The organism is Lacrimispora amygdalina, assembly GCF_003432035.1.
In the GTDB taxonomy this organism is placed as follows: Bacteria; Bacillota; Clostridia; order Lachnospirales; family Lachnospiraceae; genus Lacrimispora; species Lacrimispora amygdalina.
Window position 1 is genome coordinate 44410 of sequence record NZ_QOHO01000049.1, and the last position, 25753, is coordinate 70162.

Here is a 25753-nt window from a genome sequence, read left to right on the forward strand (position 1 = left end):
TTAACATGAAAAGAAAAACCGGATATGGAACACTTTTAATTGTTCTGATTCTGATTCTTACAGTGACGGCCGGTTGCGGCAAAAAAGAGAATCGGTACACGTACCGGGATGATGGAATTAAGGCCCTTGAGGAAGGAAACTACAAGGATGCCATTGCGTCATTTGACCGGGCCATTGATGCCAAAAAGGGCCTGGTAGGAAAATTCGATATGGATGTATTAAAATACAAAGCAGAAGCGGAGTATCTTTCCGGTGATTACCAGGCAGCTGTCGGCACCTATGATATTTTAATCAAGGTTGATGGGGAAAAACCGGAATATTTAAACATGAGGAGTGCATCGAAAGCCGGTGCGGGAGATGATGACGGTGCCATAGCTGATTATAACCGGAGCCGTGAACTTGACCCGGACAGCACAGCGCCTGGAAGAATGAATGCGCTTATGGCAGCAGGTGCAGCTATGGAAAAGGCGGGATCTCCATCGGATGCAATGACTCTCTATGAAGGTGCAGCCGCCGCAGGAGAGGCAGGTCCCATGATCTACAACCGGATGGGATTATGCAGGATGGCAGAAAAGGACTGGGATGGAGCGCTGGAAGCATTTCAAAAAGGCTTAGCAGCACCGGAAGCGTCAAAAGCACCGGAGTTATTGTTTAATACCGCTGTTGTTTATGAGCGGAAGGGAGAGTTTAAAAAGGCGCTGGATACCATGGAGCAATATGTTTCTGTACATGGACCGGATGAAGAAGCACAACGGGAAATTACATTTTTGGAGTCAAGATAGGTTGGAGAGGGAATGGCAGAACTGATAGAGTTAAAAGAAATAGAAGAAAAGGTTATTTTGACAGCAGTAAGTACGGGAGACGGCACAGATGTGAGCGCATCCTTAGATGAGCTGGAAGAGCTGGTTAAGACAGCGGGTGCAGTTACTGTGGATAAGGTCATTCAGAACCGTGAGAGGATTCATCCGGGAACTTATCTTGGAAAAGGTAAGATTGAAGAAATCCGGGAAAGGATCTTTTTACTTGGTGCAACGGGAGTGGTCTGTGACGATGAGCTTTCACCTGCCCAGATGCGCAATTTAGAGGATGCCCTGCAGATAAAGGTGATGGACCGTACCATGGTTATTCTGGATATATTTGCAGCAAGAGCTACCACCAGAGAAGGAAAGATACAGGTGGAGCTTGCCCAGTTGAAATACCGTTCTGCCAGGCTGGTCGGCTTAAGAAGCTCGTTATCCAGACTTGGCGGAGGAATCGGAACCAGAGGACCTGGCGAGAAGAAGCTGGAGATAGACCGAAGGCTGATTCATGACCGGATCAGTGTTCTGAAAGCGGATTTAGAGGATGTAAAGCGCCACAGAGAGGTGGCAAGACAGCAGAGGGATAAAAATCATATGCCTGTGGCCGCCATAGTCGGCTATACCAATGCCGGTAAATCCACTCTGTTAAACCGGTTAACCGGTGCAGGAATTCTGGCAGAGGACAAGCTGTTTGCAACACTGGATCCTACAACAAGGAACTTAAGCCTGCCGGGCGGCCAGCAGATTCTTCTAACCGATACGGTTGGTTTTATCAGAAAACTGCCCCATCATCTGATTGAAGCATTTAAAAGTACGTTAGAAGAGGCCAAATACAGTGATATTATTCTTCATGTAGTGGACTGCTCCAATCCTCAGATGGAAATCCAGATGCATGTGGTATATGAAACGCTAAGGGAACTGGGAGTAACGGATAAGATCATGGTTACCGTATTTAATAAAATCGATGCTTTAAGACCGGATACCACCCTTAAGGACATCTCATCGGATTATCAGGTCAGGATCTCCGCGCGTACAGGAGAAGGGATAGATGAACTGGAAAATCTGATTGAATCTATATTGAGAAGCAGAAGGATTTATTTAGAGAAGGTTTATTCCTATAAAGACGCTGGAAAGATCCAGCAGATCCGTAAATACGGCCAGCTTTTAAAAGAAGAATACCAGGAAGACGGAATACTGGTGAATGCTTATGTACCGGCAGAATTATTTGCAGGTCTGGCAGGCAGCCAGGACTTTTTCGACGAATGACAAAAACACAATATGTAGATTTTGAAATAAACAAAATCCACATATTGTGTTTTCTTTTTTCTTCTGCTATAATACATTTGTATGCTAAAAAAAGTCGTGACGGTTTTTGTGAAAGGAGTAAAGGTTAGATGATCCAGGTAGTGAAAAGAGACGGGGAAGAAGCTGAATTTAGCTTGGGGAAGATCACGGAAGCCATTAAGAAAGCATTTAAGGCAACCGGAAAGGAGTACAATAATGAAATTTTAGAGCTTCTGTCTCTGCGGGTGACGGCAGATTTCCAGGAGAAAATGAATGATGGTAAGATAACTGTGGAACAGATCCAGGACAGCGTGGAGCATGTGCTGGAGCACGCGGGATATACGGATGTAGCCAAGGCCTACATATTATATAGAAAACAGCGGGAAAAGATACGGAATATGAAAAACACCATCCTGGATTATAAAGATGTGGTGAACAGTTATGTTAAGGTTGAGGACTGGCGTGTAAAAGAGAACTCAACGGTAACTTATTCCGTAGGAGGACTGATCTTAAGCAATTCCGGTGCAGTTACGGCGAATTACTGGCTGTCAGAGATCTATGATCACGAGATAGCAGAGGCACACAGGAATGCGGATATTCATATCCATGATTTGTCCATGCTTACCGGATACTGTGCAGGCTGGTCGTTAAAACAGCTGCTTTTAGAGGGACTGGGGGGAATTCCGGGAAAGATTACCTCTTCTCCGGCCAGACATTTATCCGTACTCTGCAACCAGATGGTTAACTTTCTTGGAATTATGCAGAATGAATGGGCGGGCGCCCAGGCATTTTCATCCTTTGACACCTATCTGGCACCTTTTGTAAAGAGTGACCGGTTATCCTACCCGGAAGTGAAAAAGTGTATCGAATCCTTTATTTATGGTGTGAACACTCCCAGCCGCTGGGGCACCCAGGCACCATTTTCCAATATCACCCTGGACTGGACTGTTCCGTCTGATATGGCAGAGCTGAATGCCATTGTAGGCGGAAAAGAGATGGCTTTCAAATATAAAGACTGTAAAAAAGAGATGGACATGGTCAATAAGGCATTTATTGAAACCATGATTGAGGGGGATGCCAACGGAAGAGGATTTCAGTATCCAATCCCCACCTATTCCATAACCAAAGATTTTGACTGGAGTGATACTGAGAACAACCGCCTGTTGTTTGAAATGACCTCCAAGTACGGAACTCCTTATTTTTCCAATTATATCAACAGCGATATGGAGCCCAGCGATGTAAGAAGCATGTGCTGCCGTCTCAGACTGGATTTAAGAGAGTTAAGAAGGAAGACCGGAGGTTTCTTCGGGTCAGGAGAGAGTACAGGGTCTGTTGGCGTGGTAACCATTAATATGCCGAGAATTGCTTATCTGGCAAAAGATGAAGCGGATTTCTACAAGCGTCTTGACCGCATGATGGATTTGTCGGCCAGATCCTTGAGAACAAAGAGAGAGGTTATTACAAAGCTTCTGGATCAGGGGCTTTATCCTTATACAAAGCGCTATCTGGGAAGCTTTGAAAATCACTTTTCCACCATTGGACTGATCGGTATGAATGAGGTTGGTTTAAATGCAAAATGGCTGGGGAAAGACTTAACCGATACAAAGACCCAGAAGTTTACAAAAACCGTTTTAAATCATATGAGGGAACGGCTTTCCGATTATCAGGAGATGTATGGAGATCTTTATAATCTGGAAGCGACTCCGGCGGAATCCACCACCTATCGTCTTGCCAAACATGACAGGAAGTATTATCCGGACATTAAAACAGCCGGTCATGAGGGAGATACCCCTTATTATACCAACAGTTCCCATCTTCCGGTGGATTACACGGCGGATATTTTTGATGCACTGGACATTCAGGATGAGCTTCAGACACTTTATACCTCCGGAACCGTATTTCATGCATTCCTGGGCGAGAAGCTGCCTGACTGGGCAGCAGCAGCAAAGCTGGTTAAAACCATTGCCGATCATTATAAACTGCCTTACTACACCCTGTCTCCAACCTATTCCATCTGTGCAGAGCATGGATATCTGGCAGGAGAACATAGTGTCTGCCCGGTATGCGGAAAGAAAGCGGAGATTTACAGCCGCATTACCGGCTATTACCGCCCGGTTCAAAACTGGAATGAAGGAAAGACGCAGGAGTATAAAAACCGTACTACCTACAATATCTCCGGCTCCGTTTTAAAAAACGCTGCTCATGAGCAGAAGGCGGAAAAGGGAACGGACAAGAAGCCGGAGATGCCGTCAGGTGCTTATCTGTTTACTACAAAAACCTGCCCCAACTGCAGGCTGGCAAAGCAGTTCCTTAAGAATGTGGATTATGAAACAGTGGATGCAGAAGAGAATGCAGAGCTGGCAGACAAGCTGGGAATTATGCAGGCACCTACACTTGTAGTGGTGAAAGACGGACTGATTCAAAAGATCACCAATGCTTCTGATATCCGTAAATTTGCAGAAAGCATTCCGTGCTGATTTCATGTCCCGTCCATGGCACATACGCCAATATATGGTAGTCAGTCAAAAGATTCTGTGCTATAATAGTACAGAATCTTTTGATGTTTCAGACAGAAAGGGGCATAGCAGATGGAATATGAGAATACGTGGGTCCTGTTTGGGGAGATGGGTGCTGTAGCCAGAAAGAGTATTGAAGCAGAACATCACTATATCAGCCTGCAGATACAGACACATGGAGACGGTGCTTTTACACTGGTGATTGAGGCAGGAATTGAAGCAGTATCCGTAGAACTTCAGTCGAAGACACTGGAAGAAGCTTTACAGGAGGCTGATGGATTTTCAAGAGATTATTTTCGTGACAAGGCCCGCCTGTTTGAGGAAATAGCGGACCGGATCTGACAGATAAATTCAAAAATCCGTTGGATTGCAGCCCAGCTTCTGCTGCAGTCCGACGGATTTTTTATGGCCATACGGATTTGTCAGTCTTCCATTCCCTCCAGGCGCTTCTGCTCTTCCACAAGATCTGCAAGAGTGATGTTATCTACCACATCGGAGATGGCCTGATCCAGTTTTTTAAAGACCAGCATGCTGGCACATGTATCAGCCCTGCTGCAGGAGTTGACTTCTTCCTCCATACAGGATACCGGGGCCAGACTGCCTTCTGCAAGGCGCAGAATCATGCCTACCGTGTATTCGGAAGGATCTTTTGTAAGATAATAACCGCCCTGAGCGCCTCTCCGGCTTTTCACATATCCGGCACGGCTCAGAATCGTAACAATCTGCTCTAAATACTTATCAGATATGTCCTGCCGCTCTGCAACATGGTTAATCTTCGTGCATTCACCTGGCTGAAGGGCAAACTCAATCATCATTCGGAGCGCGTAACGCCCCTTGGTAGAAAATTTCATCAAAATAAATTCCCCCCCTGATTATTCTTATCTGTTTAGTAGGATATTAAAGTATTTTACACGATCATCATGAAAAAGTAAACCTTAAATTATCCGGCTTCCAAATTGTCGAAAAAGGATGTATACTAATATTCATTGGGAGATTGGAAAAAAGTAGGAGGATTATTTGTGAGTAAAAAACTGCATACAACTCAGGTGATCATGACAGAAGGCGTAATCTGGAGACAGCTTCTTGCTTTTTCTCTGCCTCTCCTGGTTGGAAATTTATTTCAGCAGCTCTACAATACTGTGGACTCTGTAGTAGTAGGCAACTTTATCGGCAGTGATGCACTGGCAGCTGTGGGTTCCAGTAATTCCCTGATTAACTTGATTATCGGTATGTTTATGGGGATTGGAACCGGAGCCGGAGTAATTATATCCCAGTATTACGGGGCGGGAGAAAAGCAGAAGCTGCACTGGGCGGTACACACCACTATGGCATTAAGCATCGTGGGAGGTCTCATTCTCATCGTACTGGGTGTTTTTTTATCCCCGCTCATTCTCGTTTTAATGGGAACACCTCAATCGGTTATGCCGGCATCTGCTGCATATCTGCGGATTTTTTTCTGCGGTTCTTTATTTAATCTGGTATATAATATGGGATCGGGTGTTCTCAGGGCTGTGGGGGACTCCAAACGTCCGCTCATTTTTCTGTGTATTTCCTCTGTCATTAATATCGTACTTGATCTTGTATTTGTAGTTATCTTTCAGCTGGGAACGGCAGGAGTGGGATATGCAACAGTGGCAGCCCAGGGAGTATCGGCTCTCCTCACAGTCAGGGCACTGGTGCATACGGATGATAGTTATCGTCTGGAACTGAGTAAAATAAAAATTGACCGGCGCATGATGGCCCGCGTTTTAAAAATCGGAATTCCAAGCGGCATACAGCAGTCAATTATCTCCCTTTCCAACGTAATCGTTCAGGCGAATGTCAACAGCTTCGGTGCAGCAGCCATGGCAGGATTTGGTTCCTATAGCAAGATTGACGGCTTTGCCATGCTTCCGCTTCAGAGCTTCTGCATGGCAGCAACCACATTTACCGGGCAGAATATCGGAGCCCAAAAAAACAGACGGGTGAAACAGGGAGTTTTTCAGGGGCTTGTCATCAGTATGATTTATACCATTCTTATTTCCATCATTCTTTATCTGAATGCGGAACGTATTTTAAGAATATTTTCCCCTGATCCGGATGTAATCGCATACGGATATACCTCCATGCTGATTCTGCTTCCGTTTTACTGGACGATGGCCATACACCAGATCTTAATGGGAAGCATCCGGGGAAGCGGCAGAACGATGGTCTCCATGCTGATCGGAGTGGGAAACATGTGTATTCTGCGGATGATTTATATTAATTTACTGGTACCATTTTTCCCCAGTTTTGAAGCGGTGATGTGGTGTTATCCTATAACATGGCTTACTACTATGGGAATGGACTGTATCTATGCAATGAAAGCAAAATGGATACCAAAAGGGAAAGAAGAACAGATAGGAGAAAAAAGTCAATGAAACATGGATATATCAGGGTTGCAGCTGCAACCCCCGACGTAAAAGTTGCAGATCCCCGGTTTAACAGAGAGAATATTGTGAGACTCATCAGGGAAGGAGTAGAAAGAAAGGCAAAAATCATGGTGTTCCCGGAGCTTTGTCTCACTGCTTACACCTGCGGAGATTTATTCGGGCAGGATGCGCTGCTTGCCGGTGCAAAAGAAGAGTTAAAGGTGATTGCCAAAGAGACAGAGGGCAGTGATATACTTGTGTTTGTGGGACTGCCCTGGGAGCGGGACGGGAAGCTTTACAATACGGCTGCGGCAGTGCAGAGCGGCAGGGTGCTTGGAATTATTCCGAAGACAAATCTGCCGAATTATTCTGAATTTTATGAAATGCGGTATTTTGAGCCGGGAAACACAAAACCGGTCATGATAACCTGGGAGGGATATGAGATTCCCATGGGAACTGATCTGCTCTTTTCCTGTAACGAGATCCCCGGACTTGTAATCGGAACGGAAATCTGCGAGGATGCCTGGGTTCCCAATCCGCCGTCCATCCGCCATGCAGTTGCTGGTGCTACCGTCATTGTAAACTGTTCTGCAAGTGATGAGACGACGGGGAAGGACCTTTACAGAAGAAGCCTGATTACAGGACATTCTGCCACTCTGGTCTGCGGCTACATTTATGCCAATGCAGGAGAAGGCGAGTCCACTCAGGATCTGGTATTCGGTGGGCAGAACCTAATCGCTGAGAACGGACTTTTGCTTGCGGAATCAAAGCGTTTCGGCAATGAGACTGTTTACGGTGATATGGATCTGGAACGTCTCATTCATGACCGGAGAAGAATGACTACGTTTCCGGCACCTGACAGAGAACATTATCTGGTGATTCCATTTTCCATGAAGCAGGAAGCGCTGGATTTAAAAAGAAGGATTGATCCAAGACCTTTCGTTCCGGATGGAGCGGCAGAGCGGAACCGCAGATGTGAGGAGATTCTTTCCATACAGGCGATGGGGTTAAAAAAGAGACTGGCGCATACAGGCTGCAGGGATGCAGTGATCGGTATTTCCGGAGGTCTTGATTCCACGCTTGCTCTTTTGGTTACAGCCCGGGCATTTGATATGCTTGAAATTCCAAGAAATCAGATTCATGCGGTGACCATGCCCTGTTTTGGCACCACAGACCGTACTTATCAGAACGCCTGCCTTCTGACGGAAAAGCTAAATGCAGAATTAACAGAAGTAAATATCAGGGAAGCGGTATCCGTTCATTTCAGGGATATCGGCCATAATCCTGAGCAGCACGATGTTACCTATGAAAATTCCCAGGCAAGGGAACGGACCCAGATTCTCATGGATCTTGCCAACCGTCTGGGAGGTATCGTCATCGGTACGGGGGATATGTCGGAGCTGGCTCTGGGCTGGGCCACCTACAACGGTGACCACATGTCCATGTATGGAGTCAATTCATCGGTTCCAAAGACTCTGGTCCGCCATTTAGTCCGCTACTATGCGGATACCTGTGAGGAGGAAGCTTTAAAGAAAGTGCTCCTGGATGTTCTTGATACGCCTGTAAGCCCGGAGCTGCTGCCTCCCAAGGATGGAGAGATTGCCCAGAAGACAGAAGATCTTGTTGGACCATATGAGCTTCACGATTTCTTCCTCTATCAGATCTTAAGATTCGGTACCCGTCCTTCAAAGGTATACCGGCTGGCAGTCTCTGCCTTTGAAACGCAATACGAACCGGAGGTCATTTTAAAGTGGCTGAGGGTATTTTACAGAAGATTTTTCAGCCAGCAGTTTAAACGCTCCTGTATGCCGGACGGACCAAAGGTCGGTTCTGTTGCAGTATCCCCAAGAGGGGATTTACGTATGCCCAGTGATGCAGTAAGCCGCTTATGGCTGGAAGAACTGGAAAATTTATAAAGAGAGGTACCATATGATAACCAGCAGTGCCAATGGGAAAGTAAAGCAGGTGATGAACCTGATAAAGAAAGCAAAGGCCAGGAATGACAGCGGATTATTCGTGGCAGAAGGCCTACGCATATTCAAGGAGATTCCGCCGGAGTTAATTGACAGCGTATTTGTATCGGAAAGCTTTTTAAAAGAGGCTGAGCAGAGACGGCTGGTGAGTGGGTTAAAGCATGAGGTGCTTACCGATGAGGTCTTTTCTGCCATGTCAGATACCAGGTCGCCCCAGGGCATACTCGCTCTTGTAAAACAGCGTTCTTATACTACGGAGGATCTTATCCGTGCTCCCGGACCTGCCTTTCTGCTCATACTTGAAACGATACAGGATCCTGGAAATTTAGGTACGATCATAAGGGCAGGAGAAGGTGCAGGGATCACCGGGGTGCTTATGAACAGCACCACTGCGGATATTTACAATCCCAAGGTAATCCGGTCCACAATGGGTTCTGTATTCCGGGTTCCTTTTGCCTATACCAGTGATTTAACTGCCTCCATTCTTCAGTTAAAAGAGCGGGGGATTCAGCTATATGCTGCCCATTTAGATGGCAGGAATAATTATGAAAAAGAAGATTATACTGTTGATACAGGGTTTTTAATCGGAAATGAAGCCAATGGCCTGTCGGAAGACATTGCAAAACTGGCAGATGCCTATATTAAGATCCCCATGATGGGGAGGGTGGAATCACTGAATGCGGCAGTGGCTGCCTCTGTGCTGATGTTTGAGACTGCAAGACAGCGCAGAGAGCAGAGTTTATTAAAAAAATAAGTCTTTTTTACAGCGGGAATGTTGAGAAATGACTGAACATATAGTATGATAGTGTCAACGGATAGATTCGCCGTGATACTTTGCCTATCATGGCAGGGAAGGGGAATGAGAAAATGGCAGCGATCTATTGGCTTATAGGTTTTGTGGTGCTCCTTGGAATTGAAGCAGCGACGATGGCGCTTACTACCATCTGGTTTGCTGGCGGGGCACTGGTTGCATTTGTGCTTGCATTATTTGGTGTCAATACGCAGGTGCAGCTTGCAGTGTTTGTAATTGTATCCTTTGTACTTTTGTTTTTTACCAGACCCTTTGCCTTAAGATATGTAAACCGGTATACAGTTAAAACCAATACGGAAAGCCTGGTTGGTAAGTATGCCCGGGTTACTGCAGAGATTAATAATCTGGAAGGAAAAGGCGCCGCAGTCTTAAACGGACAGGAATGGACTGCAAGGGCATTGGAAGATGACAGCATCTATCCGGTGGGAGTCATGGTGGAAGTAAAGGACATTAAGGGAGTCAAGCTGATTGTAAGCAGGAAACAGGAGGAATTATAAGATGGGAGCAATTGGATTTTCAGCAGTTATTATTATTTTAATCATTATTCTGGCAGTACTTGCCTCTTGCGTGAGAATTGTTCCGCAGGCACAGGCACTTGTTGTAGAACGTCTGGGAGCATTTCTTGAGACGTGGTCAGTAGGCGTACACATTAAGCTGCCTTTTCTGGACAGAGTGGCTAAGAGAGTGAATTTAAAGGAACAGGTAGCAGATTTTCCGCCGCAGCCGGTTATTACCAAGGATAACGTTACCATGAGAATCGACACTGTGGTGTTTTTTCAGATTACAGATCCAAAGCTTTATGCCTATGGTGTGGAAAATCCCATCATGGCCATTGAGAATTTAACAGCAACAACTCTTCGTAATATTATCGGTGACTTGGAGCTTGACCAGACTCTTACCTCCAGAGAAACCATTAATGCAAAGATGAGAGAAACTCTGGATATTGCAACAGACCCATGGGGAATTAAAGTAAACCGCGTGGAGCTTAAGAATATTATGCCTCCGGCAGCCATTCAGGATGCCATGGAAAAACAGATGAAAGCGGAACGTGAACGACGGGAAGCGATCTTAAGGGCAGAAGGAGAGAAGAAGTCAACGGTTCTTGTGGCTGAAGGTAAAAAGGAATCCGCAATTCTGGATGCTGAGGCTGAAAAACAGGCTGCGATTCTTCGCGCAGAAGCCGAAAAGGAAAAGAGAATCCGTGAGGCAGAAGGTCAGGCAGAAGCTACTTTAAAGATCCAGCAGGCCAATGCGGATGGTATCCGTATGATTAAAGAAGCAGGAGCGGACAGAGCTGTTCTTGTTATAAAAAGTCTGGAGGCATTTAAGGCTGCAGCTGACGGCAAGGCAACCAAAATCATTATTCCGTCTGAGATTCAGGGGCTGGCAGGACTAGTTTCTTCCATTACGGAGATACCCAAAGAATGAGTTAACCGCAGCAGATGTCATATGACTTCTTGCTGCGGTTTTTGCAGACACAGACAGGATTTGGGAGGTTTATATGGAGCTTAAACTGGATTTGGAACGGGAATACGGGCTTGTTCTGGAAGGCGGAGGCGCCAAAGGTGCATATCAGATCGGGGCATGGAAGGCTCTTCGGGAAGCCGGAGTGAAGATAAAGGGGGTAGCAGGAGCTTCTGTAGGCTCTTTAAACGGTGCCCTGATCTGTATGGATGACCTGGAACGGGCAGAGGAGATCTGGAAAAACATTGATTATTCCCAGGTGATGTCAGTCAGCAATGAAACCATGGAAGCGTTGAAGAAAAAGGATTTCAAATCCCTGAATTTGCAGGAACTGATTGCCAGAGGCTTTCAGCTTGTAAAGGAAGGCGGTTTTGACATCACCCCTCTGAAGAATTTAATAGCGGATGTGGTGGGGGACGAAGAGAAAATCGTAAACTCAAACAGAGAGCTGTATTCCGTTACCTATTCCGTGTCCGACCGCAAAGAGCTGGTGGTTGATTTGAGAAAAGGGGAAATGGGAACTGTCAAGGAAATGCTTCTGGCAAGTGCATATTTTCTGGCTTTTAAAAATGAGAAGCTGGGCGGAAAACGGTATATGGATGGCGGCGGATTTAACAATGTTCCGTTAGATGTTCTGATTGATCATGGTTATGAGGATATTATCGTGATCCGGATTTATGGCTGGGGATTTGATAAGGAACGTGTGGTTAAAATACCGGATGGAATTAAAGTCTACCACATTGCTCCCAGACAGGATCTTGGCGGAATACTGGAATTCGATAAAAAACAGGCAAGAAAGAATTTAACACTGGGTTATTACGATGCCAAGCGGTTCTTATATGACCTGGCCGGACGAATCTATTATATTGATGCACCAAAGACCGAACCCTATTATTTTGATAAAATGATGTCGGAGATGGAACTTTTAAAACTGTATATTAAGGATATGACAGGAGCAGACGGACTGGAGGCGCTTTCCGGATACCGGGCGTTTACTGAGACGCTTTTTCCAAAGCTTGCAGTTGATTTTAAATTAAAAGAAGGCTGGAATTATAAGGATATGTATCTGGGCCTTCTGGAGGATCTGGCTAAGCGGTTAAAGGTGAAACGGTTCCGGATTTATACTGTGGAAGAACTGCTTTTAGAGATACGCAGAAAGATTCATAAACTGGGAGCAGTGGTTTCCTTTTAGCTTATTTGTATTTTAAAAAAAATAACTTGCATGAATATTCACCATATACTATAATAATGTATAAAAATACAGAAAGCGGAGGAAATTATATGAATCTGAAGGGAAGAAATTTTATTACATTAAAGGATTATACACCGGAAGAGATTCAGTACTTACTGGATCTGTCTGCGGATTTAAAGGCGAAAAAGAAGCAGGGGATTACAGGAAGCTCTTTAAAAGGGAAAAACATCGCCCTCATTTTTGAGAAACCGTCTACCCGCACCAGATGTGCATTTGTAGTTGCTGCAGTGGATGAGGGAGCCCATCCGGAATATCTGGGAAAGGATGACATACAGCTTGGCCATAAAGAAAGTGTGGAGGATACGGCAAGAGTTCTGGGCAGAATGTTTGACGGCATTGAATTCCGCGGTTTTAAACATAAAACGGTGGAGGCTCTGGCCCAATATGCAGGTGTTCCTGTATGGAACGGTCTGACAGAGGATTATCACCCGACACAGATTCTTGCAGATTTACTGACTATAAAAGAGCATTTTGGATATTTAAAAGGGCTGAAGTTTGTTTATGCAGGAGACGGGCGCAATAATATGGCTAACAGCCTGATGATCGGCATGAGCAAAATGGGAGTGCATTTTACCATTCTGGCACCGGAATGCCTCTGGCCAAATAAGGAACTGACAGAGCTTTGCCAGGGATATGCAGATTTAAGCGGAAGCACCATTACACTGACAGAGGACAGTGAGAAGGTGAAAGACGCAGATATTATATATACAGACGTATGGTGCTCCATGGGAGAGGAAGAGAAGGCGGCAGAACGTGTTGCACTCTTAAAGCCATATCAGGTGAATAAGGAACTGATGAATAAAACAGGTAAGGATACTACCATATTTATGCACTGCCTGCCGGCGGTAAAAGGCAACGAGGTGACTGAAGAGGTCTTTGAATCCGGCGTATCGGTGGTATTTGATGAAGCGGAAAACAGGATGCATACTATTAAGGCAGTGATGGTTGCAACGTTAGGAGAGTAGATATGTATTTACAGGAACGAGGAAAAAATTTAAGAAATGCTTCCATGATAGTGGATTTAGTCCACATTGTGGTAGGAATCTTAATTGTGGTACTGGCGGTTATTTCTTTTTTGAATCCGGAAGACAATATGCTGATGTTCCCGGTCATATTTTTTCTGGCAGGGGCTTTGAATTTCATTAACGGAATTTATAAAATAAGGCTGAGCGGCAGAGAAAAGCGGAAGAAAGCGGCAGGAGGCGCCTCCGTAATTGCAGGCTGCCTGCTGTTTGCTCTGGCAGTGATCAGTGCAGTAAGCATCTGGTGGGGGTGAAGGGCTTGAAAACCGAGATTTTAAAGCTGTTAAAGGAAAGTGATGGATATATCTCCGGTCAGGAAATATGCCAGCGGTTTCATGTTTCCAGAACAGCTGTCTGGAAAGTGATCCGCCAGCTTCAGGAAGAAGGATATCAGATTGAAGCGGTGCGAAATAAGGGATACCATTTACTCGATACCTGTGATATAATGACGAAAACAGAGATAGAAAGCTGTATAAAGGGAAGTTTCGGACGAATTGTTGATTTTCATGAATCCATTGATTCCACGAATTTAAGAGCCAGGCGTCTGGCAGAGGAAGGCGCCGGAAGTGAAACACTTGTGGCAGCAGATGCCCAGGAGGCGGGAAGAGGCAGAAGAGGCCGCAGCTGGGTTTCTCCTCCGGGAAAGAATATATTTATGAGCCTTATTTTAAGACCGGATATTCTTCCTGCAAAAGCTTCCATGCTGACGCTGGTGGCTGCATTGGCTGTCCGCGACGGGATCGGGACCATAACGGGACTCGATCCGGTTATTAAGTGGCCGAACGACATTGTTTCCAGTGGAAAGAAGCTGTGCGGAATTTTAACAGAGATGAGTGCGGAGCTGGAGGGTATCCACTATGTGGTAGTCGGCATCGGAATCAATGCCAATATGGAAGAATTTCCTTCGGAAGTCAGTGATACAGCGACCTCTCTGCTTCTTGAGACAGGAAAAAAGGTAGTGAGAAGCCAGCTGATTGCCGCTGTTTTAGAAGCATTTGAGCATTATTATGAAGAATTTATCAGCCAGGGTGATTTATCCGGGCTGATAAGTGTCTATAATAAGTATATGGTCAATGCAGGAAAGGAAGTAAGAATTCTGGATCCATCTGGTGAATACAGAGGGAGAGCTTTGGGAATTAATAAAACAGGAGAGCTTCTTGTAGAAATGCCGGATGGTGAGGTCAGACATGTGATTTCAGGAGAAGTGTCTGTCCGGGGAATTTATGGATATGTATAATGAATCATTCCCTATATGACAAATTACAGGTTTTAGAGCCGGCCGGCCAGGTTATGGATCGGGAAGAACGGTTAAGGGCAGCCGGACGCCCTCTGCTTAACTGGTATCACGAGCACAGAAGAATCCTTCCGTGGCGTGAGAGACCGGAGCCTTACCGCGTATGGATATCGGAAATCATGCTTCAGCAGACGAGAGTGGAAGCGGTAAAACCGTATTTTGACCGTTTTATGGAAGCTCTTCCTGGAGTTACAGACCTGGCTGAAGTGACAGAGGACCGTCTTTTAAAACTCTGGGAAGGATTAGGCTATTACAGCAGGGCAAGGAATTTAAAAAAAGCGGCAGAGCTTCTTGTAGAGAAGTACGGAGGACAACTTCCGTCATCCTATGAGGAGCTTAAAACACTTCCGGGGATTGGATCCTATACAGCAGGAGCCATTGCCTCCATTGCATTTAGACTTCCGGTTCCTGCAGTGGATGGCAATGTTCTGCGGGTAATATCGAGAATGACAGGGAGTATGGAGGATATTACAAAGCAGTCTGTAAAGAAAGCCATGGAAGAACTGATAAAAGAGGTTATGCCAAAGGAAGACCCAGGCTCCTATAATCAGGCACTTATTGAGGCAGGGGCGATTGTGTGTGTTCCGAATGGAACTCCGTTGTGCGGCAGCTGCCCCCTTTTCTCCTTATGCATAGCCAGAGAGAAGGAACTTACCGGAGTGATACCGGTTAAAGCACCTAAAAAGGCCCGCAGAATAGAATACAGAACAATTCTCATCCTGATAAAGGACGGACGCGTGGCAATCCGTAAAAGAGACAGTAAAGGACTTCTTGCCTCTCTTTATGAGCTGCCGGGGCTCGACGGACTGGTTCCCCGGGAGCTGATAAAGAAAACACTTGGGATTAATGAGGGGAGGATTACACCCCTTCCTGAGGCGAAACATATTTTCAGCCATGTGGAATGGCATATGACTGGTTTTCGTGTGGAACTGACTGAAATACCGGAAGGTGACTATTTATGGGTTACTCCGGAAGAAATGAATAAAACTTATTCCCTGCCTGGGGCATTTAAGGCGTATACAAAGTTGATTAGGTGATAATAATGAAGAAGATGCTTTTTATATTTAATCCGCGGTCCGGAAAAGCCCAGATCAAAAACAAGCTGGTGAATATTCTGGATATTTTTACGAAAGCCGGTTATGAACTGACGGTACATGTAACCCAGAGGCAGGGAGATGCCATGGAGGCAGCTTTCCGCTATGGGGAGAATAAGGATCTGGTCGTATGCAGCGGCGGTGACGGAACTTTAAATGAAACCATCAGCGGTTTGATGAAGCTTAATGAGTATCCGGATCTTGGTTATATTCCGGCAGGCTCCACCAATGATTTTGCCTCAAGCTTAAAAATCTCCAAAGATATGTTAAAAGCAGCGGAAGCAGCTGTTTCCGGACAGGCTTATCCTATCGATATCGGCGGCTTCTGCGAAGACAAATATTTTATCTATATCGCGGCTTTTGGTGCTTTTACAGAGGTTTCCTATCTGACACCCCAGGATAAGAAGAATGTTCTGGGACATCAGGCTTATATGCTTGAGGGAATGAAGAGTCTTGCCTCCATCAAATCCTACTCCATGCGGGTTGAATGTGAAGAGATCATGCTGGAAGGAGAATTCATCTTTGGAATGATTACCAATACCATCAGTGTGGGAGGCTTTAAAGGCCTTGTCACCCAGGATGTGGCTCTTGACGACGGTGAATTTGAAGTCCTTTTAATACGGTCACCAAAAACTGCTCTTGATTTAACTAATATCATTAATTATATGTTTTTAAAAGAAGAACCCAACGAATACGTCCATAAATTCCGGACACGGTCCTTGAAACTCATCTCCGATGAACCAATTGACTGGGTGCTTGACGGAGAATTCGGGGGTGCCAGAAGAGAAGTTTCTATCACTAACTTGGAGAAAAAAATCCGTATTATGAGAAAAAATCTGAAATAGCAACAAAACTGCCTGTTTAGGAAGAAATATGTTGAAATATGGGTTCTGGTAGTATATAATGAAAAGTTGTGTGGGCTTTATGTATACTTCTTAGCGAAAGGACGTTATTAAGTGGAAAAAGATAATTTTTTAGATAAGCTGGGTAAACTTGTCGAACTTGCAAAGACAAAGCATAATGCTTTGGACGTTACAGAGATTAATAACTTCTTTATGGGAGAAGAGCTGACTGCAGAGCAGATGGATCAGATTTATACGTACCTGGAGAATCGCGGCGTTGACGTGATCCCGGTCATGGATGATTCCTCTTTAGCTGATGATGTGCTTATGGCAGATGACCTGCTCCTTGATGATGATCTTGACGACGGTTTTATTAAAGATGTAGATGAAGAAGATATTGATTTAGACGCCATTGATTTATTGGAAGGCATCGGCACAGAAGACCCTGTCCGCATGTATTTAAAAGAAATCGGCACGGTACCGCTCTTAAACGCAGAGGAAGAACTGCGTCTTGCCAAGAGAAAGGCGGATGGTGACGATGATGCCAAGGAGCGTCTGATTGAGGCCAATCTGCGTCTTGTTGTCAGTATTGCAAAACGTTATACAGGCCGTGGTATGAGTTTCCTGGACCTGGTACAGGAGGGAAATTTAGGTCTGATTAAGGGTGTTGAAAAATTTGATTATACCAAAGGTTATAAATTAAGTACATATGCTACTTGGTGGATTCGTCAGTCTGTAACCCGGGCATTAGCAGATCAGGCAAGAACGATCCGGGTTCCGGTGCATATGGTAGAAACAATTAATAAGATGTCCAAGATGCAGAGAAAACTGACTCTTGAACTGGGATATGAACCTTCTGTGGCAGAGCTTGCAGAAGCACTTGACATGTCCGAGGACAAGGTTATGGAGATCATGCAGATTGCCAGAGAGCCTGCATCCTTAGAGACTCCCATTGGTGAGGAAGATGATTCTAACTTAGGCGATTTTGTGGCTGATAATAATGTGGTAACACCGGAAGGCAACGTTGAGTCTGTCATGTTAAGAGAACATATTGACGCGCTTTTAGGTGATTTAAAGGAAAGAGAGCGTCAGGTAATTGTTCTGAGGTTCGGCTTGGAAGACGGACATCCGCGCACATTGGAAGAAGTGGGGAAAGAATTTAATGTTACCCGCGAACGTATCAGGCAGATTGAGGCTAAGGCACTTAGAAAGCTGAGAAATCCAGTCCGCAGCAAGCGAATCAGAGATTTCTTATAAGACATAGAAAAGGCGCGGCTGATACTGATCTGCGCCTTTTTGTCATTTCTGAAGACGGCAGGGAGGAAGACACCATGAACCCAAGGAATTATCAGAAGGAATTGGACCAGATCATAGAAGGATTAAAGGAGCAGAAAAAAGTTCCGAAACTGCTGATACACAGCTGCTGTGCTCCATGCAGCAGCTATGTATTGGAATATTTGTCCCAATATTTTGAAATTACTGTTTATTTTTACAATCCCAATATATATCCACCGATGGAATATATAAGACGTGTGGAGGAACAGGAACGGCTTATTAATGAGATGAAATTCGTACATCCGGTTATCCTGCAGACCGGGGCCTATGAACCGGGAGAGTTTTACCGGATCGTAGAAGGTCTTGAGAAAGAACCGGAAGGCGGATTACGGTGCTTCCGCTGCTATGAGCTCCGCCTCCAGGAGGCAGCCAAGATAGCCCAGGCGGGCAGATTTGATTACTTTACAACCACCTTATCCATAAGCCCCCTTAAGAATGCAGATAAGCTGAATGAAATTGGTGAAAAGCTTGGCAAAGAATACCGGGTTTCTTACCTTCCTTCTGATTTTAAAAAGAAAAACGGGTATAAGCGTTCCGTGGAGCTGTCAAAGGAACATGATCTTTACAGACAGGATTACTGCGGCTGCGTATTTTCTCAAAGAGAAAGGCAGTCAAAAGAATCTTCCTGCTGACAGTGCCCTTACTTTGGAAATTATATGAAAGACATACCGGGTTTGTCTTGACACAAATTCGATATTGTAATAGAATTAACAGCGTGGAGTATAAAAAATTGAGGATAAAGGAGTGAACATTATGTTATCAAAATCACTGACTGTTGTAAATCCATCCGGACTTCATTTAAGACCGGCAGGCGTTCTGTCTCAGACAGCTATGAAATTTAAATCTGATATAATTATTGAATACGGAGAGAAGAGGATTGTTGCCAAGAGCGTATTAAACGTAATGGCAGCAGGAATCAAATGTGGCGCTCAGATCAATGTGATCTGCGACGGCGAGGACGAAGAAACGGCTATGAAGACCATGACTGAAGCGATTGAGAGTGGTCTTGGGGAGATGTAATCCGTATCTTTTTATCGTATATAATTGGAATGAAAGGCCCTGGAACGATGGTTCCGGGTCTTTTTTTGTATCCGCTGATTTTTTATTTATTTCTCTGTTGTATGGAAATGTTTGAAAAGCAGATTGAATGGCAGCAGTATCCAAGAATTGACTTAATGAAAAAAATAAACACTTAATAATAATAAGCCATAACTTAAAAAAATTAGAAATTTATACCACCGAAGGAAAATCTGACTTTAATTGTGTTTAAACAATAAAATATATCAATGATAAACATAAAAAATCAGAAATAAATATTATAAATGTAAAATAATCTAATTATCTGACAATAGCAAAATAAAACACATTTACAAAGTGCGAAAAATGTAGTATTATCAACTAAAATCACTGTTACACTTTAGCACCTCAAAGCAGAGGAGCAGTCAGGAAAGGATGAGATTATGGATAAGAGTTTACAATCCCCTAATAAAACAGGTACTCCGGGACTTTATGATCCCCGCTTCGAGCATGATAACTGCGGTATCGGTGCAGTAGCAAATATGAAAGGGATAAAGACCCATAAGACAGTGGAGCAGGCTCTCCATATCGTGGAAAATTTAGAGCACAGGGCAGGAAAAGATGCTGACGGCAAGACTGGTGACGGTGTTGGTATCATGCTTCAGATCTCTCACAAATTCTTTAAGAAAGTAACCAGACCGTTAAACATCGGAATTGGTGAAGAAAGAGAATACGGTGTGGGCATGTTTTTCTTACCCCAGGATGAACTTGCCAGAAACCAGGCAAAGAAGATGTTTGAAATTATTGTACAGAAGGAAGGCCTTGAATTTCTGGGCTGGAGAGATGTACCCATTCATCCGGAACTGATTGGAGCAAAAGCAGTAGAACGTATGCCTTATATCGTTCAGGCTTTTATTAAGAAGCCTGCTGATGTTAACAAAGGACTGGATTTTGACCGGAAACTTTATGTGTCCAGACGTATTTTTGAGCAGAGCAATGATAATACCTATGTAGTATCATTAAGCAGCAGGACAATTGTTTATAAAGGAATGTTCCTTGTAAAAGAATTAAGACAGTTTTTTACAGACCTTCAGGATAAGGATTATGAATCAGCCATTGCAGTAGTTCATTCCCGCTTCAGCACCAACACCAATCCAAGCTGGATGAGAGCCCATCCCAACCGTCTGATTGTACATAACGGGGAGATCAACACCATTCGCGGAAATGTGGATAAAATGATGGCAAGGGAAGAGAACATGGAGTCTGAGTATTTCAGCAGTGATATGCATAAAGTTCTTCCTATTATAAATCAGGAAGGCTCTGACTCTGCCATGCTTGACAATGCCCTGGAATTTATGATGATGAGCGGTATGGATTTACCTCTGGCAGTCATGGTAACCATTCCTGCTCCATGGGAGCATGATAAATCCATGCCTCAGGAAATCAGGGATTTCTACCGTTACTACGCTACCATGATGGAACCATGGGACGGTCCGGCATCCATCGTATTCAGTGACGGAGATCTGGTAGGAGCAGTTTTAGACCGTAACGGACTCAGACCTTCCAGATACTATATCACCGATGATGACCATATGATACTGGCATCTGAGGTAGGAGCTATCGACATCGAACAGAGCCATGTGGTAAAGAAAGAACGTCTCCGTCCAGGTAAGATGCTTTTAATCGATACGGTAAAGGGCTGTCTGATTACCGATGAGGAATTAAAAGAGTCTTATGCCCAGAGAAAGCCTTACGGCGAATGGCTGGATTCCAACTTAATCGAATTAAAGGATCTGCCTATTCCAAATAAAGGCGTTCCGACCATGACCAGGGCAGACCGTGCAAGAATGCAGAAAACCTATGGTTATACTTATGAAGAATACAAAACCATGATTCTTCCTATGGCATTAAATGGAGCAGAAGCAGTCTCAGCCATGGGAGCAGACAGTCCGCTGGCTGTATTAAGCAAAAAGCACCAGCCGCTTTTTAACTACTTTAAACAGCTCTTTGCCCAGGTAACCAATCCGCCGATCGACTCCATTCGTGAGGAGATTGTGACTTCCACTACGGTTTATGTGGGAGAAGAAGGCAATATTTTAAAAGAAGAGGCGGAAAACTGCAAGATCTTAAAGGTAAATAATCCCATTCTGACCTGTACGGATTTACTGAAAATCAAACATATGAAGAGACCGGGATTTAAGGTAGAGGTAATTCCCATTACTTATTATAAGAATACGTCACTGGAAAAAGCCATTGACAGGCTGTTTTTAGAAGCGGACAGAGCTCACCGGGATGGGGCTAACATCATTATCTTATCAGACCGTGATATTGATGAAAATCATGTGCCGATTCCGTCCCTGCTGGCAGTTTCCGCGCTCCAGCAGCATTTGGTAAAAACAAAGAAAAGAACCTCGGTTGCCCTGATTCTGGAAAGCGGCGAGCCAAGGGAAGTTCATCATTTTGCCACACTTTTAGGATATGGTGCCTGTGCGATCAATCCGTATCTGGCTCAGGAATCCATTCATAATTTAATTGATAACGGAATGCTTGATAAAGATTATTATGCAGCAGTGGAGGATTATAATTCTGCAGTGTTACATGGTATTGTAAAGATTGCCTCCAAAATGGGTATTTCTACCGTTCAGTCTTATCAGGGAGCCCAGATTTTTGAAGCCATCGGTATTTCAAAGAAAGTGGTTGATACGTATTTCACCGATACTGTTAGCCGGGTAGAGGGCATCAACTTAGAGGATATTGCCAATGACGTGGACACACTTCATTCCGCAGCATTTGATCCCCTTGGTCTTGATGTGGACTTAACCTTAGACAGCGTAGGCAGCCATAAGGAAAGAGCGGGACAGGAAGAGCATCTTTATAATCCCCGCACCATTCATCTGCTGCAGCAGGCAACCAGAACAGGCAGCTATGAAACATTTAAGGAGTACACCCACGCTCTGACAGAGGAAGGCCAGATGGTCAATTTAAGAAGTCTTTTAGACTTTGATTATGGAAAGACCAAGGAAGTTCCTTTAGAAGAAGTGGAAAGCGTGGAATCCATTGTGAAACGTTTTAAGACAGGTGCCATGTCATATGGTTCCATTTCTCAGGAAGCTCACGAAGCTCTGGCCATTGCCATGAACCGGATTCACGGGAAATCAAACAGCGGTGAGGGCGGTGAAAGCCTGGAACGTCTGACGGTAGGACAGGACGGATTAAACCGCTGCTCTGCCATCAAGCAGGTGGCTTCCGGACGTTTTGGTGTGACTTCCAGATACTTAGTCAGTGCAAAAGAGATTCAGATTAAAATGGCTCAGGGTGCAAAGCCAGGAGAAGGCGGACAGCTTCCAGGACAGAAGGTTTATCCGTGGGTAGCCAAAACCAGACACTCAACAACTGGTGTAGGATTAATTTCACCGCCGCCTCATCATGATATCTATTCCATTGAGGATCTGGCCCAGTTAATTTATGATTTGAAGAATTCCAATACCAGTGCCAGAATTTCTGTGAAACTGGTATCAGAAGCAGGAGTCGGTACTGTAGCTGCCGGTGTTGCCAAGGCAGGTGCCCAGGTTATTTTAATTTCCTCCTTTGATGGAGGAACCGGAGCCGCACCCAGAAACTCCATCTACAATGCAGGGCTTCCATGGGAGCTTGGTGTGGCGGAAGCGCATCAGACTCTGATTATGAACGGACTTCGTGATAAGGTGATTCTGGAAACAGACGGAAAGCTGATGACCGGGCGGGATGTTGCCATTGCCTGTATGCTGGGTGCCGAGGAATTCGGCTTTGCAACGGCACCGCTTGTAACATTAGGATGTGTTATGATGAGAGTCTGCAACTTAGATACCTGCCCGGTCGGCGTTGCCACCCAGAATCCTGAGCTTCGCAAGCGCTTTAAGGGAAAACCGGAGTATGTTGTGAATTTCATGTATTTTATCGCAAAAGAGCTTCGGGAATACATGGCAAAACTGGGAATCCGCACAGTTGATGAGCTGGTTGGAAGAACGGATCTCTTAAAGAAAAAGAATCAGATCTCCAATGAAAGAGCAAAGAAAGTGGATTTCTCCGCAATTTTAGGAAACCCATATGCAGGAGAAAAATTAGCAGGCTACGATAAAAAACTGGTTTATGATTTTGAACTGGATAAAACCATTGACGAAAAGATCATTTTAAAGAAATTACGGCAGGCCCTTACGGCAGGTCAGAAGAAGGGACTTCAGATCGATGTTTCCAATACCGACCGTGCTCTGGGAACCATATTCGGATCGGAAATAACAAGACTGTATCCGGATGGACTTGCCGAGGATACCTTTACCATTAACTGTACAGGAAGCGGCGGTCAGAGCTTCGGCGCATTTATTCCCAGGGGTCTGACACTGGAGCTTGTAGGAGACAGCAACGATTACTTTGGAAAGGGACTTTCCGGCGGCAAGCTGGTGGTTTATCCTCCTCAGGGCGTTAAATTTAAGGCGGAAGAGAACATTGTAATCGGTAATGTGGCTCTGTACGGCGCAACCAGCGGAAAAGCCTTTATCTGCGGTGTTGCAGGTGAACGTTTCTGCGTAAGAAACTCCGGCGCGACGGCAGTAGTGGAAGGTGTAGGCGATCACGGCTGTGAATATATGACAGGCGGACGCGTGGTGGTATTAGGATCTACCGGTAAGAATTTTGCGGCTGGTATGAGCGGCGGAATTGCTTATGTATTAGATGAGAAGAGAGACTTATACAAACGCCTGAATAAGGAAATGGTTTCTTTTGAAGAGGTTACCAATAAATACGATGTTCTGGAATTAAAGGATATGATTAAGGAACATGTGGCTTATACCAACTCCGCAAAGGGCAAGGAAATCCTCGACAACTTTGGAGAATATCTGCCTAAATTCAAGAAAATCATGCCTCATGACTACAGGCGCATGATGAATACCATTGTTCAGATGGAAGAAAAGGGTTTAAGCAGCGAACAGGCGCAGATTGAAGCATTTTATGCCAATACAAAGAAGTAAGGAGGAGCGAACATGGGTAAGCCAACAGGATTTTTAGAATATAACAGAGAAACAGGAAGAACGGTAGATCCCAGGACCCGTTTGAAAAATTATAACGAGTTCCATCTGCCCCTTTCTGAAAAGGAACAAAAATGCCAGGGTGCCAGGTGTATGGACTGCGGTGTGCCGTTTTGCCAGTCAGGAGTTATTTTAAATGGAATGGTTTCCGGCTGCCCCTTAAACAATTTAATACCGGAATGGAATGACCTTGTCTATTCCGGTACATGGCAGCAGGCATATAACCGTTTAAAAAAGACCAACAGCTTTCCGGAATTTACTGCACGGGTATGTCCTGCTCCCTGTGAAGCAGCGTGTACCTGCGGGTTAAACGGTGATCCGGTAGCCATTAAGGAAAATGAATATGCCATCATTGAACGTGCTTACGCTTCCGGAATTGCCGGTCCAAGGCCTCCTAAAATCCGTACAGGTAAAAAAGTTGCGGTAATCGGATCCGGTCCTGCCGGTCTGGCAGCTGCTGACCAGTTAAATAAAAGGGGACACAGCGTAACCGTCCTGGAAAGAGAAGACCGTGCAGGCGGACTTCTGATGTATGGAATTCCCAACATGAAACTGGAAAAGCATGTGATCGACCGTAAGGTTGAGATTATGAAGGCAGAGGGAATTGAATTTATTACCGGCGCCGATGTGGGTAAGAATCATAAAGCGAAAGATCTGTTAAAAGAATATGACCGCATTATCCTTGCATGCGGTGCATCAAATCCCAGAGATTTAAATGTTCCGGGTAGAGATGCACAGGGAATATACTTTGCTGTGGATTTCTTAAAATCCACAACAAAAAGCCTGCTAAATTCCGATCTGCAGGATAATGAGTATATATCAGCAAAGGGGAAACATGTGATTGTGATTGGCGGCGGAGATACCGGTAATGACTGTGTTGGAACGTCACTGCGCCATGGCTGTGCCTCTGTTACCCAGCTTGAAATGATGCCGAAGCTTCCTGAAACAAGGACTGAGGATAACTCCTGGCCGGAATGGCCCAAAGTGCTGAAAACTGATTATGGTCAGGAAGAAGCAATTGCTGTTTTCGGAAAAGATCCAAGGGTATATCAGACAACTGTGAAGGAATTTATAAAAGATAAATCCGGCAAGCTGGTGAAAGCTGTTTTAATGAGCCTTGAGCCTAAAAAGGATGAGAAAACCGGACGGGTAAGCATGGAGCCGGTGGCAGGCAGCGAGAAGGAAGTTCCTGCTGATTTGGTTCTCATTGCTGCTGGTTTCCTGGGAGCCCAGAATTATGTTGCGGATGCATTTGGCGTGAAGTTAAATGGAAGAAGCAACGTTGAAACAGAAGAGGGCAGATATAAAACCAATGTGGATAAGGTTTTTGTGGCAGGAGATATGCACAGAGGCCAGTCCCTTGTGGTATGGGCCATCAGAGAAGGCCGTGAAGTCGCAAAAGAAGTGGATATCAGCCTTATGGGCTATACAAATCTGGTATAATAAAAGGAAGAGAGGCAGTTATGTCTCTCTTTCTTTTTTGCACAATACCTGGGTTCCGTCAACAGACCATAATTCATATCTGATCTGTTAATTGTTAAATTTAAAACAAATTATTGGAATAATTGATGAAAATAATTTATATGTAAAAATTATGAG

General features: G+C 44.7%; 21 protein-coding genes. 20 read left to right on the forward strand and 1 reads right to left on the reverse strand.

Features of this window, described 5'->3' with window-relative positions; genetic code table 11:
- Window positions 1–5 precede the first annotated feature (5 nt).
- The 4 genes from DS742_RS15455 (at window position 6) to DS742_RS15470 (ending at window position 4942) form a co-directional block, all read left to right on the forward strand.
- Window positions 6–782, forward strand: coding sequence for a tetratricopeptide repeat protein (locus DS742_RS15455; protein WP_117417876.1), 777 nt, complete (start codon window positions 6–8; stop codon window positions 780–782).
- A gap of 12 nt (window positions 783–794) precedes the next feature.
- Entirely contained in the window at window positions 795–2066 is a 1272-nt protein-coding gene (gene hflX, locus DS742_RS15460) for a GTPase HflX (protein WP_117417877.1), read from the forward strand.
- A gap of 128 nt (window positions 2067–2194) precedes the next feature.
- On the forward strand, window positions 2195–4561 hold the full coding sequence (locus DS742_RS15465) for a ribonucleoside triphosphate reductase (RefSeq protein ID WP_117417878.1): 2367 nt from the start codon (window positions 2195–2197) through the stop codon (window positions 4559–4561).
- A 111-nt stretch (window positions 4562–4672) separates the two neighbouring features.
- Window positions 4673–4942, forward strand: a complete 270-nt coding sequence (locus DS742_RS15470) for a hypothetical protein (RefSeq protein WP_117417879.1) — start codon at window positions 4673–4675, stop codon at window positions 4940–4942.
- Between the two features lie 80 nt (window positions 4943–5022).
- Here the strand turns inward: DS742_RS15470 and DS742_RS15475 are convergent, their stop codons facing one another.
- Window positions 5023–5451: an RrF2 family transcriptional regulator gene (locus tag DS742_RS15475; protein WP_117417880.1), complete on the reverse strand. Its 429-nt coding sequence runs from the start codon at window positions 5449–5451 to the stop codon at window positions 5023–5025.
- A gap of 201 nt (window positions 5452–5652) precedes the next feature.
- Between DS742_RS15475 and DS742_RS15480 the strand changes: the two genes are divergently transcribed.
- The 16 genes from DS742_RS15480 (at window position 5653) to DS742_RS15555 (ending at window position 25597) form a co-directional block, all read left to right on the forward strand.
- On the forward strand, window positions 5653–6999 hold the full coding sequence (locus DS742_RS15480; RefSeq protein WP_375340400.1) for an MATE family efflux transporter: 1347 nt from the start codon (window positions 5653–5655) through the stop codon (window positions 6997–6999).
- Entirely contained in the window at window positions 6996–8906 is a 1911-nt protein-coding gene (locus tag DS742_RS15485; protein ID WP_117417882.1) for an NAD(+) synthase, read from the forward strand. The genes DS742_RS15480 and DS742_RS15485 overlap by 4 nt, the downstream gene beginning before the upstream one ends.
- A gap of 13 nt (window positions 8907–8919) precedes the next feature.
- A complete protein-coding gene (locus tag DS742_RS15490) occupies window positions 8920–9717 on the forward strand; it encodes a TrmH family RNA methyltransferase (RefSeq protein WP_117417883.1) in 798 nt (265 codons plus the stop codon).
- Window positions 9718–9830: 113 nt separating this feature from the next.
- A complete protein-coding gene (locus DS742_RS15495; RefSeq protein ID WP_117417884.1) occupies window positions 9831–10271 on the forward strand; it encodes an NfeD family protein in 441 nt (146 codons plus the stop codon).
- Between the two features lies 1 nt (window position 10272).
- Complete coding sequence (locus tag DS742_RS15500) at window positions 10273–11202, forward strand: SPFH domain-containing protein (protein WP_117417885.1); 930 nt, start codon at window positions 10273–10275, stop codon at window positions 11200–11202.
- 73 nt (window positions 11203–11275) lie between these two features.
- On the forward strand, window positions 11276–12430 hold the full coding sequence (locus DS742_RS15505) for a patatin-like phospholipase family protein (RefSeq protein ID WP_117417886.1): 1155 nt from the start codon (window positions 11276–11278) through the stop codon (window positions 12428–12430).
- 89 nt (window positions 12431–12519) lie between these two features.
- A complete protein-coding gene (gene argF / locus DS742_RS15510; protein WP_117417887.1) occupies window positions 12520–13455 on the forward strand; it encodes an ornithine carbamoyltransferase in 936 nt (311 codons plus the stop codon).
- A 2-nt stretch (window positions 13456–13457) separates the two neighbouring features.
- Window positions 13458–13766, forward strand: coding sequence for a DUF6637 family protein (locus tag DS742_RS15515; RefSeq protein WP_117417888.1), 309 nt, complete (start codon window positions 13458–13460; stop codon window positions 13764–13766).
- 5 nt (window positions 13767–13771) lie between these two features.
- Window positions 13772–14749: a biotin--[acetyl-CoA-carboxylase] ligase gene (locus DS742_RS15520; RefSeq protein WP_117417889.1), complete on the forward strand. Its 978-nt coding sequence runs from the start codon at window positions 13772–13774 to the stop codon at window positions 14747–14749.
- Complete coding sequence (gene mutY / locus DS742_RS15525) at window positions 14749–15843, forward strand: A/G-specific adenine glycosylase (protein WP_117417890.1); 1095 nt, start codon at window positions 14749–14751, stop codon at window positions 15841–15843. The genes DS742_RS15520 and mutY overlap by 1 nt, the downstream gene beginning before the upstream one ends.
- Window positions 15844–15848: 5 nt before the next feature.
- Window positions 15849–16745: a diacylglycerol/lipid kinase family protein gene (locus DS742_RS15530; RefSeq protein WP_117417891.1), complete on the forward strand. Its 897-nt coding sequence runs from the start codon at window positions 15849–15851 to the stop codon at window positions 16743–16745.
- 111 nt (window positions 16746–16856) lie between these two features.
- Window positions 16857–17999, forward strand: coding sequence for an RNA polymerase sigma factor RpoD (gene rpoD / locus DS742_RS15535; protein WP_117417892.1), 1143 nt, complete (start codon window positions 16857–16859; stop codon window positions 17997–17999).
- 74 nt (window positions 18000–18073) lie between these two features.
- Complete coding sequence (locus DS742_RS15540; RefSeq protein ID WP_117417893.1) at window positions 18074–18709, forward strand: epoxyqueuosine reductase QueH; 636 nt, start codon at window positions 18074–18076, stop codon at window positions 18707–18709.
- A gap of 121 nt (window positions 18710–18830) precedes the next feature.
- Entirely contained in the window at window positions 18831–19097 is a 267-nt protein-coding gene (locus DS742_RS15545) for an HPr family phosphocarrier protein (protein WP_117417894.1), read from the forward strand.
- Between the two features lie 440 nt (window positions 19098–19537).
- Window positions 19538–24097: a glutamate synthase large subunit gene (gene gltB / locus DS742_RS15550; RefSeq protein WP_117417895.1), complete on the forward strand. Its 4560-nt coding sequence runs from the start codon at window positions 19538–19540 to the stop codon at window positions 24095–24097.
- A gap of 12 nt (window positions 24098–24109) precedes the next feature.
- Entirely contained in the window at window positions 24110–25597 is a 1488-nt protein-coding gene (locus DS742_RS15555; protein ID WP_117417896.1) for a glutamate synthase subunit beta, read from the forward strand.
- Window positions 25598–25753: the final 156 nt, after the last annotated feature.

Excerpts from the sequence above, each read along its gene's own strand:
- DS742_RS15465 (WP_117417878.1), top strand. The coding sequence starts at position 2,195 with ATGATCCAGGTAGTGAAAAGAGACGGGGAAGAAGCTGAATTTAGCTTG.
- DS742_RS15480 (WP_375340400.1), top strand. The coding sequence starts at position 5,653 with ATGACAGAAGGCGTAATCTGGAGACAGCTTCTTGCTTTTTCTCTGCCT.
- hflX (WP_117417877.1), top strand. The coding sequence starts at position 795 with ATGGCAGAACTGATAGAGTTAAAAGAAATAGAAGAAAAGGTTATTTTG.
- DS742_RS15540 (WP_117417893.1), top strand. The coding sequence starts at position 18,074 with ATGAACCCAAGGAATTATCAGAAGGAATTGGACCAGATCATAGAAGGA.
- DS742_RS15455 (WP_117417876.1), top strand. The coding sequence starts at position 6 with ATGAAAAGAAAAACCGGATATGGAACACTTTTAATTGTTCTGATTCTG.
- DS742_RS15495 (WP_117417884.1), top strand. The coding sequence starts at position 9,831 with ATGGCAGCGATCTATTGGCTTATAGGTTTTGTGGTGCTCCTTGGAATT.
- gltB (WP_117417895.1), top strand. The coding sequence starts at position 19,538 with ATGGATAAGAGTTTACAATCCCCTAATAAAACAGGTACTCCGGGACTT.
- DS742_RS15505 (WP_117417886.1), top strand. The coding sequence starts at position 11,276 with ATGGAGCTTAAACTGGATTTGGAACGGGAATACGGGCTTGTTCTGGAA.
- DS742_RS15500 (WP_117417885.1), top strand. The coding sequence starts at position 10,273 with ATGGGAGCAATTGGATTTTCAGCAGTTATTATTATTTTAATCATTATT.
- DS742_RS15515 (WP_117417888.1), top strand. The coding sequence starts at position 13,458 with ATGTATTTACAGGAACGAGGAAAAAATTTAAGAAATGCTTCCATGATA.
- DS742_RS15490 (WP_117417883.1), top strand. The coding sequence starts at position 8,920 with ATGATAACCAGCAGTGCCAATGGGAAAGTAAAGCAGGTGATGAACCTG.
- DS742_RS15530 (WP_117417891.1), top strand. The coding sequence starts at position 15,849 with ATGAAGAAGATGCTTTTTATATTTAATCCGCGGTCCGGAAAAGCCCAG.
- DS742_RS15475 (WP_117417880.1), bottom strand. The coding sequence starts at position 5,451 with ATGAAATTTTCTACCAAGGGGCGTTACGCGCTCCGAATGATGATTGAG.
- DS742_RS15470 (WP_117417879.1), top strand. The coding sequence starts at position 4,673 with ATGGAATATGAGAATACGTGGGTCCTGTTTGGGGAGATGGGTGCTGTA.
- DS742_RS15545 (WP_117417894.1), top strand. The coding sequence starts at position 18,831 with ATGTTATCAAAATCACTGACTGTTGTAAATCCATCCGGACTTCATTTA.
- DS742_RS15485 (WP_117417882.1), top strand. The coding sequence starts at position 6,996 with ATGAAACATGGATATATCAGGGTTGCAGCTGCAACCCCCGACGTAAAA.
- mutY (WP_117417890.1), top strand. The coding sequence starts at position 14,749 with ATGAATCATTCCCTATATGACAAATTACAGGTTTTAGAGCCGGCCGGC.
- argF (WP_117417887.1), top strand. The coding sequence starts at position 12,520 with ATGAATCTGAAGGGAAGAAATTTTATTACATTAAAGGATTATACACCG.
- DS742_RS15555 (WP_117417896.1), top strand. The coding sequence starts at position 24,110 with ATGGGTAAGCCAACAGGATTTTTAGAATATAACAGAGAAACAGGAAGA.